This window comes from Acinetobacter sp. YH12039 (assembly GCF_013420015.1).
Taxonomy (GTDB): domain Bacteria; phylum Pseudomonadota; class Gammaproteobacteria; order Pseudomonadales; family Moraxellaceae; genus Acinetobacter; species Acinetobacter amyesii.
Map to the genome: position 1 here is coordinate 1 of NZ_VOZA01000052.1, position 16,911 is coordinate 16,911.

14 protein-coding genes and 1 rRNA gene are annotated in these 16,911 nt (G+C 41.3%); 12 read left to right on the forward strand and 3 right to left on the reverse strand.

Going from position 1 to position 16,911, the window contains the following annotated elements; all coding sequences use genetic code 11:
• The 6 genes from rrf to FTT98_RS15170 all read left to right on the forward strand — a co-directional run.
• A 5S ribosomal RNA gene (gene rrf, locus FTT98_RS15145) occupies positions 1-105 on the forward strand; the annotation flags it as partial.
• 624 nt (positions 106-729) lie between these two features.
• On the forward strand, positions 730-2,103 hold the full coding sequence (locus tag FTT98_RS15150) for an MFS transporter (protein ID WP_180041594.1): 1,374 nt from the start codon (positions 730-732) through the stop codon (positions 2,101-2,103).
• Between the two features lie 359 nt (positions 2,104-2,462).
• Positions 2,463-3,908, forward strand: a complete 1,446-nt coding sequence (locus FTT98_RS15155; RefSeq protein WP_180005362.1) for an aldehyde dehydrogenase family protein — start codon at positions 2,463-2,465, stop codon at positions 3,906-3,908.
• Between the two features lie 117 nt (positions 3,909-4,025).
• A complete protein-coding gene (locus FTT98_RS15160; protein WP_373685143.1) occupies positions 4,026-4,556 on the forward strand; it encodes a DUF1287 domain-containing protein in 531 nt (176 codons plus the stop codon).
• A gap of 367 nt (positions 4,557-4,923) precedes the next feature.
• Positions 4,924-6,408 carry a sodium-dependent transporter gene (locus FTT98_RS15165; protein WP_180005360.1) on the forward strand — a complete coding sequence of 495 codons (1,485 nt, stop codon included), beginning with the start codon at positions 4,924-4,926 and terminating at the stop codon, positions 6,406-6,408.
• A gap of 1 nt (position 6,409) precedes the next feature.
• Positions 6,410-6,520 (forward strand): methionine/alanine import family NSS transporter small subunit, encoded by a 111-nt coding sequence (locus tag FTT98_RS15170; protein WP_180005359.1) that lies wholly within the window; start codon positions 6,410-6,412, stop codon positions 6,518-6,520.
• 82 nt (positions 6,521-6,602) lie between these two features.
• Here FTT98_RS15170 and rsmB read toward each other — a convergent pair whose 3' ends face one another.
• Complete coding sequence (rsmB, locus tag FTT98_RS15175) at positions 6,603-7,910, reverse strand: 16S rRNA (cytosine(967)-C(5))-methyltransferase RsmB (protein ID WP_180170366.1); 1,308 nt, start codon at positions 7,908-7,910, stop codon at positions 6,603-6,605.
• Positions 7,910-8,869, reverse strand: coding sequence for a methionyl-tRNA formyltransferase (fmt, locus tag FTT98_RS15180; protein ID WP_180135686.1), 960 nt, complete (start codon positions 8,867-8,869; stop codon positions 7,910-7,912). The genes rsmB and fmt overlap by 1 nt, the downstream gene beginning before the upstream one ends.
• A gap of 437 nt (positions 8,870-9,306) precedes the next feature.
• Between fmt and ilvD (FTT98_RS15185) the strand changes: the two genes are divergently transcribed.
• From ilvD (FTT98_RS15185) to FTT98_RS15200, 4 genes are all read left to right on the forward strand, one after another.
• Positions 9,307-11,136, forward strand: a complete 1,830-nt coding sequence (gene ilvD, locus FTT98_RS15185; RefSeq protein WP_111885144.1) for a dihydroxy-acid dehydratase — start codon at positions 9,307-9,309, stop codon at positions 11,134-11,136.
• 686 nt (positions 11,137-11,822) lie between these two features.
• Positions 11,823-13,508 carry a dihydroxy-acid dehydratase gene (gene ilvD, locus FTT98_RS15190; protein ID WP_180009589.1) on the forward strand — a complete coding sequence of 562 codons (1,686 nt, stop codon included), beginning with the start codon at positions 11,823-11,825 and terminating at the stop codon, positions 13,506-13,508.
• 151 nt (positions 13,509-13,659) lie between these two features.
• Positions 13,660-14,982 (forward strand): hypothetical protein, encoded by a 1,323-nt coding sequence (locus tag FTT98_RS15195; protein WP_180177516.1) that lies wholly within the window; start codon positions 13,660-13,662, stop codon positions 14,980-14,982.
• On the forward strand, positions 14,963-15,250 hold the full coding sequence (locus tag FTT98_RS15200) for a chorismate mutase (RefSeq protein ID WP_078191648.1): 288 nt from the start codon (positions 14,963-14,965) through the stop codon (positions 15,248-15,250). Before FTT98_RS15195 ends, FTT98_RS15200 begins: the two co-directional genes overlap by 20 nt.
• A 32-nt stretch (positions 15,251-15,282) precedes the next feature.
• On the opposite strand, the gene FTT98_RS15205 is transcribed toward FTT98_RS15200, so the two are convergent.
• Positions 15,283-15,936 carry a hypothetical protein gene (locus FTT98_RS15205; protein WP_005086345.1) on the reverse strand — a complete coding sequence of 218 codons (654 nt, stop codon included), beginning with the start codon at positions 15,934-15,936 and terminating at the stop codon, positions 15,283-15,285.
• 227 nt (positions 15,937-16,163) lie between these two features.
• Between FTT98_RS15205 and FTT98_RS15210 the strand changes: the two genes are divergently transcribed.
• Both FTT98_RS15210 and nadS read left to right on the forward strand, forming a co-directional pair.
• On the forward strand, positions 16,164-16,484 hold the full coding sequence (locus FTT98_RS15210) for a type II toxin-antitoxin system RelE/ParE family toxin (protein ID WP_000897309.1): 321 nt from the start codon (positions 16,164-16,166) through the stop codon (positions 16,482-16,484).
• Complete coding sequence (gene nadS, locus FTT98_RS15215; protein WP_130114462.1) at positions 16,477-16,749, forward strand: NadS family protein; 273 nt, start codon at positions 16,477-16,479, stop codon at positions 16,747-16,749. Before FTT98_RS15210 ends, nadS begins: the two co-directional genes overlap by 8 nt.
• Positions 16,750-16,911: the final 162 nt, after the last annotated feature.

Consider the following 16,911-nt stretch of genomic DNA (forward strand, 5'->3'; position numbering starts at 1 on the left):
ATAGCAAGAGTGAACCACCTGATCCCTTCCCGAACTCAGAAGTGAAACCTCTTAGCGCTGATGGTAGTGTGGGGTTACCCATGTGAGAGTAAGTCATCGCCAGCTCATTATTCGAAACACCCCCTGACTAGTGCAGGGGGTGTTTTTTTATGTGTGGAGAAAAGGGGAAAAGAAGATAAGCAGAAGCATAAAACAGGGAGATGATAAAAATATTGATAGATTGTGGCTTGAATTATTTAAACATGGATGATTATTAGACAATAAACGCATTTAAAAATCATCAATTGAAGGAATTCTCAGCTTAAAAATGTCGGAAAACCTGAATGTAAGTCAGCTAAAACAACAGTTTAAATGCCTAATTATCGACTTAAGTGATGGCTGATGCCTTATGATTTAGAAATCTACGACCTAGATCGTAGAGTCTGGTTTTTTTCTATAAAATTTGAGTTTTATTCTGACAATTTTCATATCAAATAATCTATCGTCTGATTGTGATTTAGCTTCTAGTAACACATTGAAAATTAATCATTATAAAAACTAGACCCACAGTCCATCGACTTTTTTATGTATAAATATTTCAAAAATATCTAAGTTTTTATGACATTTTATTCCCAAACGACATGGATATATCTGAAAGGTATGGATCTATACCTTTGTAATTTTGGACAATTTACATTCAAAAACGGCATTGTAGCGAAAAATAAAACTCACAATTGGAGGTGAGGTTCAATGTCTACAAGCACAATGAATGTGAATAGCGTTGTCGATAACGCTAAGTTCACAAAATCGCATTTCAGCATCATGATGTGGTGTCTAATTCTTATTTTATTTGATGGTTACGACTTAGCGATCAATGGTGTTGCGCTGCCTTTATTAATGAAAGATTGGGGATTAACAGCTGTTCAGGCAGGTATGCTAGCGAGTACAGCACTTGCAGGGATGATGTTTGGTGCCATGATGTTTGGTACTTTGGCTGATAAGATTGGCCGTAAAAAAGTTATCATGATTTGTGTATTTTTATTCAGTACATTCACATTTTTAGGCGGTTTTGCATCAAATCCAACGGAATTTGGCGCGTTACGTTTTATTGCTGGACTTGGCATTGGTGGGGTATTACCGAACCTTGTGGCATTGACATCTGAATATGCACCTAAGCATCTACGCAGTACTTTAGTGACCACTATGTTCAGTGGTTATGCAATGGGTGGCATCATGGCGGCTCTCTTTGGTTCATGGTTTACTGCGGATTATGGCTGGCAAATCATGTTCTTCATTGCGGGTATTCCACTGTTACTGTTGCCATTTGCTTGGAAATTTTTACCTGAATCGCTCACATTTTTGGTGAAGGTGAATCGTCATGATGAAGCACGTCGTATGATTCAAACCATTGCACCTGAACAAACCGTGACTGCAAATACTCAACTGGAACTGACTGAAGTTGCGGTTCCGGGTGGAACGTCTGTTAAAGCGTTGTATAAGCAAGGTCGTGGCGTAAGTACGATGTTGTTTTGGCTGTGTTTCTTTATGTGTCTATTAACGCTTTATGCATTAGGCAGTTGGTTACCAAAACTAATGATGGCCGCAGGTTATTCATTAGGTAGCAGTTTGACCTTCCTATTGGCGATGAATATTGGTGCCGTAATTGGTACGATTGGCGGCGGTATTTTAGCGGACAAATTCCACTTAAAACCGGTGATCATTACATTATGTCTTGCAGGTGCTGTGGCACTATCTTTACTCGGCTTTAATTCACCACAGCCTGTGATCTATCTTTTGGTTGCAGTCGCAGGTGCATCAGCAATTGGTTCTCAAATCTTACTCTATAGCTATGTTGCACAGTACTATCCGTTGTCTGTACGTTCGACAGGTATTGGATGGGCATCTGCAGTCGGTCGTACAGGTGCGATTGTTGGCCCGATTCTGATCGGCTATTTATTATCACAAGAATTGCCACATCAAATTAACTTTATGGCCGTGGGAATTCCAGTAGTCATCGCAGCGATTGCAGTGTTCTTTATTCGCAAAGCGCAAACGGATGAAGAGGTTGCCGCTTTAGAAAATGTGAATAAGACTTCAGTGAAAACACAGCGTTCGTATAGCTAAAACATAGATTTAAAAAGCCCGTCATTTGATGGGCTTTTTTTATGTTGTACTCATATTTTTTTTGATTAATTTAACTTTGAAAAATTTATTAATGATTTGATAAATAATGTAATTAAATATTTTAAACAGCTTTCTAATTTAATGTCATTGTTATATAGAGACTCGATCATCGTGTTTTCAGTGCAAGCATAGATCTGAAAATAGTGATGGTATTCAGGGCAATTAGGTAGCTGAGTTTGAGGCTTGTGGTTTATTTTGTTACTTAAATATAGTGAACTCTGGGCTCAGTCAGCGCATGATAGAGGGCATAGATTTATTCACATTTATCAATAATGTCTCAAGATCATGGAAATATCGTCATGTCCAAAGCCGTACAAGATATAAAAGACTATCCGCTCTATGTTGCAGGTAAAGCATTGACTACCGATCAGTGGTTAGAAGTGGATCAAAAATATACCCAAGACGTATATGCACGCGTTGCACTCGCAGATGCTGCAACCATTGAAAAAGCCATTGATTCAGCGGTTAAATCTAGCGCTGCAATGGCGGCATTGGAACCTTTTCAAAAACAAAAAATCTTACTGCACTGTGTTAAACGTTTTAATGAAATGCGTGCAGAATTGACTGAAATTTTAATTGCGGAAGGTGGAAAACCGTGTAAAGCCGCAGCTGCTGAAGTTGAACGTTTAATTAATACCTTTCAAATTGCTGCCGATGCTGTCACACAGATGGATGATGGTCGCATGATCCCATTGGCGGTTACTGCAGCGGCATCTGGCTATCAAGGCATGGTCAAACATGTGCCGATAGGCCCTGTATCCTTGATCAGCCCGTTTAATTTTCCGATCAATCTGACTGCGCATAAAATTGCACCTGCCATTGCCGCAGGCTGTCCATTTGTTTTGAAGCCTGCAAGTTTGACGCCTATTTCAGCTTTAAAAATTGCGGAAGTTTTGGCAGAAACGGATTTACCTAAAGGTGCTTTTTCAGTTTTACCTTGTCCACGTGAACATGCAGATGTCTTGGTAACAGATGACCGATTTAAACTGCTCAGCTTTACCGGTTCCGATGTTGTCGGCTGGGATATGAAAGCGCGTGCGGGGCGTAAAAAAGTGACTTTGGAACTCGGTGGCAACGCTGCTGTATTGGTTGAGCCTGATACTGAAATTTCAGCGGCATTTATTGAACGCTTAGTCGGTGGGGCGTATAACCATGCAGGGCAGGTGTGTATTAGTGTTCAACGCATCTTGGTGCATGCCGATATCTATGCCGATGTGAAGAAAAAACTCGTGGCGAGAATGAAGCAGCTTAAAGCGGATGATCCACAGTTGGAAAGCACCATGGTCGGTCCAATGATTAAGGAAGCAGAAGCAACACGCGTGCATAAATGGGTCGATAAAGCAGTCAAAAAAGGAGCTAAAGCTTTGGTTCGTGGTGAACATCAGGGGGCTTTGCTCGATCCAATTTTATTAGAAAATGTCGATGAATCGCTAGAAGTGTATAAAGATGAAATCTTTGGCCCTGTAGCGATTTTAGAGAAATACAAAAACTTTGAAAAAGGTATCGCCAAAATTAATAGCAGCCGTTTTGGTTTACAGGCGGGCATCTATACGCAAAATTTGAATAAAATGTTGTATGCGTGGAATCACTTAGAGGTCGGTGGAGTGATTATTAATGACATTCCATCTTTCCGTGTTGATAACATGCCATATGGTGGCGTAAAAGATTCTGGCTTAGGTCGTGAAGGGATTCAGTCTGCCATTCGAGATATGCAAGAAGAACGCGTATTGGCGATAAAACTGTAGCAGTTTAAACTTGGGCTTGGTTCAGTATGGATCTGTTCGAAGCCCAGTTTTTGAATCATTTCAAAAAATCTAAAGTGAATAAGAAAAATGAAACGAATTTTATTATTGGTCAGTTTGATGACCGTGAATATGGCTGTCTTTGCCTTTAACGCCACTCAAATGGTGACGGATGCACGCAGTCAAATTGGGAAAACCTTATATTATGATCCTGCGTATACTGCACTGCGTTATCCAATGGGAGATGTCCCTTTAATCAAGGGTGTTTGTACCGACGTGGTAATTCGTGCATTACGACAGCAAGGGATTGATTTACAACAAACCATTCATGAAGATATGAAAGCCAATTTTAAGCAGTATCCACAAAAATGGGGCTTAAAAAGTACTGATAAAAATATTGATCATCGGCGTGTTCCCAATATTCAAACCTGGATGCAACGCCAGGGCTATGTAGTCAAAGATAAGCAGTATTTGGCAGGTGATATTGTCACTTGGGACTTAGGGCGTGGTTTAGTGCATATCGGTGTGGTTTCAGATCGTAAAATGAAAGGTAGCGGGGTTCCGCTGATCATCCATAATATAGGAGAGGGCACACAGGAAGAAGATCTTTTGCATGCCTATCAAATTACCGGACATTATCGAGTGAAATAACTTTAAAAATTTAATTGGAAATAAAATATTCCTAAAAGTTATATTATTAATAACTTAAATTGTATGAAAAATAAGCTGATTAAATGAACATTTAAGCCTAAACACATTATAAAAATGGAATATTTGCCGTAGAAATTACAGAAAAACTTAAAAAAAGTGAGTATTGTTAATTCATACAAAGGGAAAGTTATTTGTGGTGTTTTTAACCAAAATGCGCATGTGATTTTTCTGTTTGCAATTTGGTATAGACGCTCACAAGGTATCTCACCAGATCAAACACCCAGAATTTTATTTTTATGGTTCTTTTTTTGCTCGCGATATAACCATAACAAGCAGCAGTTAAAGATGCCTGAGGTTTAGGTGTTCTATGTCAGATAATCGTGAAATCTGGTCGGCACGATCAGGATTTATCATTGCCGCTATTGGTTCCGCTGTAGGTTTGGGAAACATTTGGCGTTTCCCTTACGTGGCGTATGAAAATGGTGGCGGTGCATTTTTAATTCCCTATTTAATTGCAATTTTTGCAGCGGGTTTGCCTTTATTGTTCTTAGATTATGCAGTGGGGCATAAATTCCGAAAAGCACCGCCAACTGCATATAAAAAACTTATGAACAGTGAGGCATTAGGCTGGTGGCAAGTGATGGTGACACTCATCATCGGGATCTACTATGCCAGCGTATTGTCATGGGCCGGTAGTTACATGTATTACGCCATTGGACAACAATGGGGCTCAGATACGGAAAGCTTTTTCTTTAAAACCTATCTACAAAATGGTGATGGCTTAACATTTGGTTTTGTTCCGACTTTATTTGTTGGTTTAGTCATTGTTTGGGCTGTGGTGATGTTCATTCTCTATGGCGGTGTACGTCGTGGTGTAGAACTTGCCAATAAAATTTTTATGCCGTTATTGATCGTGTTATTTAGCATTTTAGTCATTCAAGCATTGCGTCTACCGGGTGCGGCAGAAGGCTTAAATGCATTCTTTACGCCAAACTGGGAAGCGATGACCGACTATAAAGTATGGTTAGCAGCCTTTGGTCATATCTTCTTCTCGTTATCGATTGGTTTCGGGATCATGTTGACCTATGCGTCTTACTTAAAAGCAAAAACCAACTTAACCGGTTCAGGTGTAGTCGTTGCATTAGCCAACTCATCATTTGAAATCTTAGCGGGTATTGGCGTCTTTGCAGCACTTGGTTTCATGGCACAAAGTTCAGGTGTACCTGTAAAAGAAGTAGTATCTGGTGGTATTGGTTTAGCCTTTATTGCCTTCCCGAAAATCATTTCGAGTATGGGGGCAGGCGGTGATTTGTTTGGCTTTTTGTTCTTTGCTTCGTTGGTGGTTGCAGGGATTACCTCTATGGTGAGTATCTTGCAAGTGCCAATTGCAGCGTTTCAAGACAAATTGGGTTGGTCAAAAAATAAAGCTGTAACGATTGTTGCGGGCGGTTCAGCAATCGTATCTACACTTTTATTCTCTACACAAAGTGCCATTACTTTTGTTGATATCATTGACTACTTTGCCAATAACATTGGGATCGTGGGTGGTGGTTTACTCTCTATTATTTTGGTGTCGTGGTTCCATCGTCCATTGATGAAACAATTACAAGAGCATGCAAATCAATACTCAAGTATCAAGTTGGGTCAAGGTTGGAATTTCTTATTGACCGTGATCACCCCAATTTCATTATTGGTTGCACTTGTATTGACGATTAAGGCTGTCGCAACTGAAGGTTATGGCGGTTATCCTGCAACGACACTTTGGTTGGTGGGTGGTTCGGTATTGGCCTTCTTTGTATTGGGTTCTGTTCTATTAAGCTTGTGTAAAGACAAAGGTCCAGAGGAGAATTAATATGAATACATCTGCAATGATCATGATGATTTTATCAATTGTTTTGCTATGGGGTGGTTTACTTTTAGCGACGATTCATTTGGTGAAAAATCCTGACGAAGCTGAAGATTAAATTTAGAATGACGAAAAAAATGCCCGATGAAATCATCGGGCATTTTTTATGATTGTTTACATCTAAAAAGGTGTTTATTGATTTAGGCCGTTTTTACTATACGGCAATAATAGAAACCATCACCATAACCGACTTTTGGGAAAAGTTGACGGCCATGGATCTGTTCCATACCCCAGTCTGCCTCAATTTTGACTTCTTGAGCATCTGCATGATTAGCAAAAAACTCAACTATTTGCTGTTCATTTTCAGCTTTTAAAATCGAGCAAGTGATGTAAAGCAAGGTGCCGCCGACTTTAAGCTGCTTCCACATGTTTTCCAAAATTTGCTTTTGTAACACTACCGTTTTCGCAATGTCGCCCGATTGACGTAGTAAACGAATGTCAGGATGACGACGCATTACACCCACAGCGGTACATGGCGCATCGAGCACGATGCAATCAGCAAGTTCAGGAGCAGTATAGGTGACGGCATCGGCAGTTTGGATTTCGACATGTTTACCATCGAGATCCAAACGATCAAGGTTTTCAACCACACGTTTCAGACGTTTCTCATCTTGGTCGAGTGCGATGAGTTTCTTTGGTTGGAAGGTCTCTAAAATGTGTGCTGTTTTACCACCCGGCGCAGCACAAGCATCAATCACAAATTTACCGTCAAGATTTGGCAATAGTGTTGCGCAAAGCTGAGCATGTTCATCTTGTACCGAAAAACCACCTGCTTCAAAGCCCGGCAGGCTTGGAATGTGTAGGCTTTCGTCCATCACAATGCCGACATCAGACAGTTCACAGCGATGCGCATCGATACCTTCATCTTCCAAAATATCGAGGTATTCGTCACGGCTGACCTGACGTGTATTGACACGCAAAGTCAGTGGCGCAATTTGTTTAAGCTCATAACTGAGTTCATCAAATTGTTCACCCCAGTCTTTTTTCAGACGTTTGGTTAACCAACTTGGTAAATTGGTCGCTTGTTCAAGTACATCGTAGAACTGTTCTGTTTCACGTGTTGCGCGGCGCAAAATCGCGTTGATTAAGCCACTTAGACTGCCCATACCCAATTGTTTTGCAGCTTCCACCGTTTCAGAAATTGCAGCGTGAGCCGCGACACGGGTACACAACAATTGATACAAACCAAGGTATAAACAGGTTTCAACCACTTGGTTATCTACAGGTTTAGACAGTAATGGTAAAGTCAGTTGTTTCAATGCGTACCATTGACGTAAACAACCAAGCACCAATTCATGGAATAACGCACGGTCTTTATCTGACACGATATTCATTTGCTGCGCGAGTACCGATTGCAGCGATTGACCATTTTGGACAGCCAATAACGTCTTCACTACCTGAGCACGTAAATTAAGGTCTCGGGTCGAGGCGTTGGGAGATTGCTTCATTATAAAATTTGTCCAATAGTCAATTTTTGGGTTTGTAAAATTTGTACAGGGTTGAGTGGTTTAGCACCTGGCCATTGTAAAGAGGTCAAAATAATCACGCTGCCATTGGCACAGGCAACGTGTATGCCTTTTTTGTCGATGGCAATGATTTCACCTGCTTGAGCGTTCGGTGCAGACACAGCAGAAAGTTCAGAATGCCAAACACGTAAGTTGTTTTGTTCATCCAACTGAATAAATGCTACCGGCCACGGATTAAAGGCGCGAATGTTACGATCAATTTGTACAGCATCGATGGACCAATCAATTTTTGCTTCAGCTTTTGATAGCTTATGTGCATAAACTGTTAATGCTTCGTCTTGAACTTCACGGCTGTCTAAATATTGCTGCAATGTTTGTTCAGTGTCTAAAACGGCAGTAATTGCAGTTGCACCTTGCTCTGCAAGTTTGTCATGCAAAGTTGCAGAGGTATCCGTTGCTTCAATCGGGCAGATGGTTTTATACATCATGTCGCCAGTATCTAGTCCGGCTGCCATTTTCATAATGGTGACACCTGTTTCAATATCACCTGTTGCGATGGCACGTTGAATCGGTGCTGCACCACGCCAACGTGGCAGCAATGAACCATGAATATTCAGACAGCCATATTTCGGGGTATCTAGCACCACTTGCGGCAAGATCAAACCATAGGCTGCAACCACCATAACATCGGCATTTAAGGCCTTTAATTCCGCTTGTGCGGCTAAACCTTCTTCAGTCGATGATTTGAAATGAAGGGGTTGGTAAACAGGAATATGGTGCTCTAAAGCCAATTGCTTTACGGCAGAAGCTGTGAGTTTTTGTCCACGTCCAGCTTTGCGGTCAGGTTGAGTGTATACCGCAACAATTTCATGTTGTGTGTTGAGCAAAGCAGCTAGTGCTGTTGCGGCAAATTCTGGCGTACCGGCAAAGATGATTTTCAAAATGAATGAACCGAATCTGTGTTGAATATGTGGATTATAGCAAATGATTAATGCGTAATTTAGAACATTAGAAATTGATTTTTGCAACTTTGAAGCTGTCCAAGCTCAATGATTTCATAACCCAAAATCGCAAATTTGCAATTTTTAAATAAATTATATTTATATAAAATTTAAAAATTATTCATGAAAGTTTTGTATTGTGCAGCCTTTGATGGCGGTATAGTAGATTTCAGTTAAAAGATTTTTGTCGTCAAATCACTCGGTTTTATTTATAGACCCATCTGCCCAAATCTCAGCTTAAAAAGCCATCTTTAAAAACAATGGCTTGGTGTATGATAGGTTTAAAATTCGACTGATTTTACATCATTGTCAGTATGATTTAGCCAGAGTGAATCTGCAGGGTTCATTTCAAGCTCAAACTTTGTTGGAAATATAAAATGCCTGACTATCGTTCAAAAACATCGACACACGGAAGAAATATGGCGGGTGCGCGCGGCTTATGGCGTGCAACTGGTATGAAAGATGAAGACTTCGGTAAACCAATTATTGCTGTCGTGAACTCATTTACCCAATTTGTACCGGGTCACGTTCATCTTAAAGACCTTGGTCAACTTGTGGCGCGTCAAATTGAGCAAGCAGGCGGTGTTGCTAAAGAATTTAACACCATCGCAGTCGATGACGGTATTGCGATGGGCCATGACGGCATGCTGTATTCATTGCCTTCACGTGACTTGATTGCAGACTCAGTAGAATACATGGTGAGCGCGCACTGTGCTGACGCAATGGTCTGTATTTCAAACTGTGACAAAATCACCCCAGGGATGTTGATGGCGGCAATGCGCTTGAACATTCCAGTGGTATTTGTTTCTGGCGGCCCAATGGAAGCGGGTAAAGTCAAAATCCGCGGCAATGACAAAGCGATCGACTTGATTGATGCCATGATTGTGGCTGCAGATGACAACTATACTGATGAAGAAGTAGCAGAATACGAACGCTCTGCATGCCCAACTTGTGGTTCATGCTCAGGTATGTTCACCGCAAACTCAATGAACTGCTTAACAGAAGCATTGGGCCTGTCTTTACCGGGTAACGGTTCTACACTGGCAACACATGCAAACCGTAAAAAATTATTCGAACGCGCAGGCTCTTTAATTGTTGAATTGGCTAAACGTCATTATGAACAAGATGATTACAGCGTATTGCCACGTGAAATGGTGACCAAAGCCTCGTATGAAAATGCCATGACTTTAGACATCGCGATGGGTGGTTCAACCAATACCGTTCTACACTTGTTGGCGGCTGCCAATGAAGCGGGTGTTGATTTCACGATGGATGACATTGACCGTTTATCTCGCAAAGTGCCTGTTCTATGTAAAGTTGCACCTGCGAAAAACGACGTACATATGGAAGATGTACACCGTGCTGGCGGTATCATGTCCATTCTCGGTGAATTAGACCGTGCAGGCTTATTGGACACATCTGTAGGTACTGTTCACGAAGCAAGCTTAAAAGATGCTTTAGATAAATGGGACATTATCCGTACTGAAAATGAAGACGTTTACCAATTCTTCCGTTCAGCGCCGGGCGGTGTACCAACGCAAACTGCATTCTCACAAGATCGATATTACCAACGACTAGATGGTGACCGTGAAAATGGCGTGATCCGTAATGCTGAACATGCGTTCTCGAAAGACGGTGGCTTAGCTGTGCTTTACGGCAACATTGCGCTCGATGGTTGTATCGTAAAAACTGCGGGTGTAGATGATTCAATCTTGAAATTCAACGGTACTGCACGTGTGTTTGAAAGCCAAGATTCAGCAGTAGAGGCGATCTTGGGCAATGAAATCAAAGCCGGTGATGTGGTTGTGATTCGCTATGAAGGCCCACGTGGTGGTCCGGGTATGCAAGAAATGTTGTACCCAACCAGCTACTTAAAATCGAAAGGTCTAGGCAAAGAATGTGCATTATTGACTGACGGTCGTTTCTCGGGCGGTTCGTCAGGCCTGTCTATTGGTCACGTTTCACCTGAAGCAGCAGAAGGTGGTGCAATTGGTTTAGTGGAAGATGGCGATTTAATCGAAATTGATATTCCAAACCGTACCATCAACCTTGCTGTTGATGAAGCAACCATGGCCGCTCGCCGTGCAGCGCAAGAAGCCAAAGGTTGGCATCCAGTTGAAGAGCGTCCACGCAAAATTTCGAAAGCATTGAAAGCGTATGCAATGCATACCACGAGTGCGGCGAAAGGCGCAGTACGTGAAATCTAAACTTTAGATGTTTAATTAAAAAGCACTCCACATGGGGTGCTTTTTTAATTTACATCTACATAACTTGCATTGGATACGAGGAAATGTCATCCGCAACTGTCTGAGGTAAACGGTAATTTAAAAGTGAATGTTTCTGCGATCATTTTTTTAGTTGCAAACAGTTGCCGAGTTTTGCGGATGACAAATGGTTTTGGTTACTTTTGCCGAAACAAAAGTAACATACGAGCTCCGAAAATTAGCTTTTATAGAGGTAAGACTCCGCTGTAATCAGCTTTTAAATGAAATAATGGGACAATAATTCTAAGTTATAGATTTCTTAATCTGATTAAAAATAATGTTTCTTGAAGCAAATAAATAAAATTTAATAATTAGTGGATGTCATTAAAATTCTAAAAAGACAGCCTCGAATAGTAGCTATAATTTATATGGCTTTGTGTAGGCAATCCCTTACTTTTGAAAGATCAAAAGTAACAAAAATCTTTTGTTCTCCTGATATGGCATCCCTGCCATACAGGAAAACAGCGACATCCATGTCGTTTTGTCATGTGATTGAATGGTATTGCATGCGCTAAAAATCTTTTTTGTTGAGATGTAATTTCTTTTACATGCCGAGCGCTTTCTATACAATAAATTTAAAAGAACCCGCCAAAGCTGAAGCCAAAATCAGCCATCGCCAAGGAACAACAATGAGTAAAAATAATATCCGCGAACATTCTGCTCCTGTTTATGAAGGCATAGAGAATGCGCCTGCACGTTCCATGATGCGTGCCACGGGCTTCCAAGATGCAGACTTTAAACGCCCATTTATTGGTATTGCTTCGACTTGGGCCAATGTCACGCCGTGTAATATGCATATTGATGGCTTGGCGCGTGAAGCTGAAAGTGGGGTGAATGCTGCAGGCGGGAAAGGCATTATTTTCAATACCATCACCATTTCTGACGGCATTTCCAACGGTACAGAAGGCATGAAGTATTCATTGCTATCGCGGGAAATCATTGCCGATTCCATTGAAGCTGTGTTGGGCTGTCAGGCCTATGATGGCGTAATTGCCATAGGCGGCTGCGACAAGAATATGCCAGGCTGTATCATGGGTTTGGCGCGATTAAACCGTCCGAGCCTGTTTATTTATGGTGGCACCATCAAACCCGGAGCAGGGCATACCGATATGATTTCGGTATTTGAAGCAGTCGGTCAGCACGCCAAAGGCGAAATCAATGAAATTCAAGTGAAGCAGATTGAAGAAGTCGCGCTGCCGGGGCCGGGTTCGTGCGGCGGTATGTATACGGCCAATTCGATGGCTTCAGCGATTGAAGCCTTAGGCATGAGCTTGCCAGGTTCATCGGCGCAGGAAGCAGTTTCAGCAGATAAAATTGAAGATTGCCAACGCGCAGGTGAAGCCGTGATGAACCTGCTGCGTCTCGATATTAAGCCGCGCGACATTATGACCAAAGCCGCTTTTGAAAACTCGATTAAAGTGCTGATTGCTTTAGGCGGTTCAACCAATGGCGTACTGCATTTGATTGCCATGGCGCATACCGCAGGCGTGGAACTGTCTTTGGATGATTTTGTGCGTATTGGCAAAGATATTCCTGTGGTGGCCGATGTGCGCCCATCGGGTAAATATTTAATGTCGGAACTGATTGCCATTGGCGGCATTCAGCCGCTCATGAAACGCATGCTGGATGCCGGCATGCTCGACGGTTCTTGCCTCACCGTTACGGGCAAAACTTTGGCGGAAAACTTAGCCGATGTAGAGGATTATCCTGAAGGACAGCAAATTATTTTGCCGTTTGATGCGCCAATTAAAAAGGATTCACATTTGGTGGTACTCAAAGGAAATTTGTCGCCGACGGGTGCAGTGGCTAAAATTACCGGTAAAGAAGGGCTGTATTTTGAGGGGCCTGCGCGGGTATTTGAGGGTGAGCAGGGTGCCATGCGCGGTATTTTAGATGGCGAAGTACAAGAAGGTGAAGTGGTGGTGATCCGCGGTGTTGGGCCGAAAGGCGGGCCGGGTATGCCGGAAATGTTAAAACCGACTTCAGCGATTATTGGTAAAGGTCTAGGCCAATCTGTTGCACTGTTGACTGATGGGCGTTTCTCGGGCGGCAGCCATGGTTTTGTGATTGGGCATGTGACACCAGAAGCCTATGAAGGAGGCCCAATTGGCTTGGTTAAAAACGGCGATAAAATTTCAATTAACGCTGAAACCCGTGAAATGACTTGGCATGTGGCTGAGGATGAAATTGCTGCACGTCGCGCGGCCTGGGTCAAACCGAAACCAAACTATACCCACGGCGCTTTGGCTAAATTTGCCAAGTTGACCTCTGGTGCGGAAAAAGGTGCGGTGACTGACCTAAATCTAGACGTCTAATCCATTGTTAAACATTGAACATTCAGCCCTGACTTGATATAAGTTTTGCACAAGGCTTATATCTCATTTAAAACAGCTTCATAATAGAAGTTGAATTTTAAGCATGTGCTGGCAGGTTCGGTACAATTCATCATTTTGAGGCAAAAAACGCATGTCACTGTTACGCCGTTGGTTCGATCCAATCCGATCGAGTTGGTTTTATCAGAAACCGACCCGACAAGCGGTGTTACCCACGGAACAAGGTCTGAGTGTTTATCTTCGACTGGATGATGTTTATAGCTATTTGGCTGCGCAGCAACTGCCTCAATTAGAAGAAATTCTCAGTGATGAAATTAAACCACTGAAAGTGATTATTTGTCGTCAGAGTGCTGAACCTCCTAATCAAATGTCATCGATAGAATGGCAACAATATTGTCTGAATGATGCCCAAATTTTAGCGCGGCAGCATCGTTTTAGTTTTCATGAAACACCTGAACAACCGACCGCCGAAGCTTTAGAACAAGCCGAAATTATTCTAAAAAATACGCCATTACGCGGCCAAGATTTTCTTTATTTACTTGAAGATGTGTTCCACATGCTGTGGCAAAAGCAGTATGGCAAGCTGAGAACACTGTATGCGATGGCCAGCCGTCATCATAAAGCTCAAGATTTTCCTGAACGTATCTTTACCGATACCCCGATTTTATCGGGCTATTTTGAGTTTGGTGAACGTAAGTACCATGCTGTAGATGATTTACTGCGTTTAACGCGCCGTTTAAAACAACAAAAACTCCTGACAGATAACCCGATCTTTATGATCAATCATATTGAATGGCGTGAGCACCTGATCAGTGATGCAGAAGAGTTGAATGAAATTCAGGGACTCGATCCTGAGCTTGATCTCTACATCGCGATGGAAGATCCGATTTCATGGTTACTGTTGGCTTATATTCGTGAGGAATTGGCGGACTATTATAATATTCAGTTGAATGTGTATCCATTGTCGTATCACGGTCGTGATTTGTTTGACTGGAGTTTGGCAACACGTCTGTCTAAACGGACCGAAGTTAAGTTCACGCCATTTTGCCGGCCTACAGAAGCTGCGACATTAGCTATGTCACAGCTTTACTACAGTGCGCCCGAAGAGCAGCGTATTGATGCGATGTATCGCATTTTGGAGGCTGTATGGACCAAAGGGCGTGATTTATCCTTCAAAGCACATTTTCAGGCTTTACAGTATGAGTTAGAGATTTCTGAACTGAGCACTGAGGATATTGCTGAAAAATTAAAAGAAAATGATATGCACTGTGAGATGAAGTCACAGCCCGATTTTCCTGTTTTAGAATTACGTATTGCAGGTCAAAGCTATGTATTTAATAGTTTATATCGCGTTTGGATGATTGAAAGTATTTTCAGTAATGTGTTAGAAGAGAAGTATAAAAGTGAAAACACCGCTGAAAGTGAAGTCAGAGAAGATGAAGAAAGAAAAAGTTGAGTCATTAGAGCAAGCCCGCGCACAGATTGATGTAATTGATCAGGGAATTATTGAGCTCATTGCTGCACGTCAGTTTTATGTCGATCAAGCGGTGCGTTTTAAGCGTTCAGTACAGGATGTTCAATCACCAGAACGTGTCGAAGCGGTGATTAGTAAAATTCGTCTACAAGCCACAGAGCACGGTGTAAATGCAGATATTGTGGAACGTTTATACCGCGATATGATTCAGCATTTTATTCAACGTGAGTTGAAAGAGATTCGACCATAGTTAGGGCGGATTTGAATTTCGTATAAGAGATTTTATGTTAAATCACTGATGTTTGATTTTAGAATAATATTATGAATTGCTTTTATCTCTTCCTCTTTTTGAGCTTGAAACTTTCCATAAGTTGAAAAATGTAAATGCTTATAGATTAAAGGTTTTTTTTCATGAAAAACTTTAAGAGTATGTCCTTCTATTTGTTTAGCATCATTCATCCATGAAAATATAGATGTTTTTTTCATTAATTTAAAAACAGCATCAGAGATAAATACAGCTTTAGTGTGTTCTGAAAAAATGGCTTTATGAATGTATTGTAGATGATTTTTATCAAGATCAGAGCTTTTCAAATCATTTCTACCAGTTGTGGGAAGATGAAGAAGCTCGATAAATGAAATACGAGAAGCATCTTTGCAAGAAAGTCTAATTTTTGAAAATTCTTTATGATATTTTCGCCCATCTCCTTTATATCCATCTAATAAAAAAGGATGATGTACATTGTATTTCTGCCAAAATGAAATAGCATCCTCATGATATTCAATGATTTTAGAAAATATTTTTTGTTCTTCAATATTGGGAGCGTAATTGGCATCTAAGCCAATAAATAAAAACTCTGCTTGAGTAGGACAACATCCCTGATAAGGTTTTTGGCGGAAAGCGTGAATTAGTTTTTCACTTGGATGAACGTTATACATATTTTTATCAGTAGACGTAATGCAAAGAATATTAGTTTATCCGATATAGACACCAACATATTAAACCGTCCGATAAGAAAATCGCAAAAGCGCATATTCTAAAAGTGGACATTTTTATTGGTGAGAATATAGACATTTTGAATGGGTTCTAACAGAGAGCTGTAATCTCTCGTTTTTTTGTTCTAAAACTGCTAAAATTCTTATACGCCATTGACGTACTTGAACCTATGCTATTCATTGAAACCAGTATTTTTACCAAGCAAATCAAAGAGCTTGTGAGTGATGAAGAGTATCGTCAGCTCCAGCAAGATCTCTTGGTACAGCCCGATAAAGGCGACTTAATCAAGAATGGCGGTGGTATCCGTAAAGTACGTTGTGCTCAAGGTAATAAGGGTAAAAGTGGTGGTATCCGGGTGATCTATTATTGGGTCACAGAGGATGATCAGATCTTTTTCCTAGTGGCTTATCCAAAGTCTGTGAAAGATAATCTGACCGACAAAGAGACCTCGATCCTACGTCAATTAGTGAAGGAGCAATTTCATGGATAACAACTTATTTGATGACCTGGTTGCTTCAATCAAAGAAGCTGGTGCTATCAAACGTAATGAGATAAAGGCCAGTCGAGTTACAGCGCTTGAATTGCCGGATATTAAAGAAGTACGTGAGAAAACTGGCTTAACCCAGGCAGAGTTTGCTGCACGTTTGCATATCAGCGCGAGAACTCTACAAAATTGGGAACAAGGCCGTCGCTATCCGACTGGTCCTGCAGCAACTTTAATTCGTATTCTTGATGCTCATCCAAGTCTAATTTAGAAAATTGAGATAATAAAAAAGCCCGACATCCTGTCGTAATGCCAGTCAGTTAAGAGATTGACTGGCTTTTTCTTGGGTATTTTTGAGGTTTTCCTTTTACAACCCTTGGATAACTCCTCACTCTTCTCTCAGGTATAACATACCGATTAGATTTCTCCATTA

Excerpts from the sequence above, each read along its gene's own strand:
- FTT98_RS15150 (WP_180041594.1), top strand. The coding sequence starts at position 730 with ATGTCTACAAGCACAATGAATGTGAATAGCGTTGTCGATAACGCTAAG.
- FTT98_RS15155 (WP_180005362.1), top strand. The coding sequence starts at position 2,463 with ATGTCCAAAGCCGTACAAGATATAAAAGACTATCCGCTCTATGTTGCA.
- FTT98_RS15160 (WP_373685143.1), top strand. The coding sequence starts at position 4,026 with ATGACCGTGAATATGGCTGTCTTTGCCTTTAACGCCACTCAAATGGTG.
- FTT98_RS15165 (WP_180005360.1), top strand. The coding sequence starts at position 4,924 with ATGTCAGATAATCGTGAAATCTGGTCGGCACGATCAGGATTTATCATT.
- FTT98_RS15170 (WP_180005359.1), top strand. The coding sequence starts at position 6,410 with ATGAATACATCTGCAATGATCATGATGATTTTATCAATTGTTTTGCTA.
- rsmB (WP_180170366.1), bottom strand. The coding sequence starts at position 7,910 with ATGAAGCAATCTCCCAACGCCTCGACCCGAGACCTTAATTTACGTGCT.
- ilvD (WP_111885144.1), top strand. The coding sequence starts at position 9,307 with ATGCCTGACTATCGTTCAAAAACATCGACACACGGAAGAAATATGGCG.
- ilvD (WP_180009589.1), top strand. The coding sequence starts at position 11,823 with ATGAGTAAAAATAATATCCGCGAACATTCTGCTCCTGTTTATGAAGGC.
- FTT98_RS15195 (WP_180177516.1), top strand. The coding sequence starts at position 13,660 with ATGTCACTGTTACGCCGTTGGTTCGATCCAATCCGATCGAGTTGGTTT.
- FTT98_RS15200 (WP_078191648.1), top strand. The coding sequence starts at position 14,963 with ATGAAGAAAGAAAAAGTTGAGTCATTAGAGCAAGCCCGCGCACAGATT.
- FTT98_RS15205 (WP_005086345.1), bottom strand. The coding sequence starts at position 15,936 with ATGTATAACGTTCATCCAAGTGAAAAACTAATTCACGCTTTCCGCCAA.
- FTT98_RS15210 (WP_000897309.1), top strand. The coding sequence starts at position 16,164 with ATGCTATTCATTGAAACCAGTATTTTTACCAAGCAAATCAAAGAGCTT.
- nadS (WP_130114462.1), top strand. The coding sequence starts at position 16,477 with ATGGATAACAACTTATTTGATGACCTGGTTGCTTCAATCAAAGAAGCT.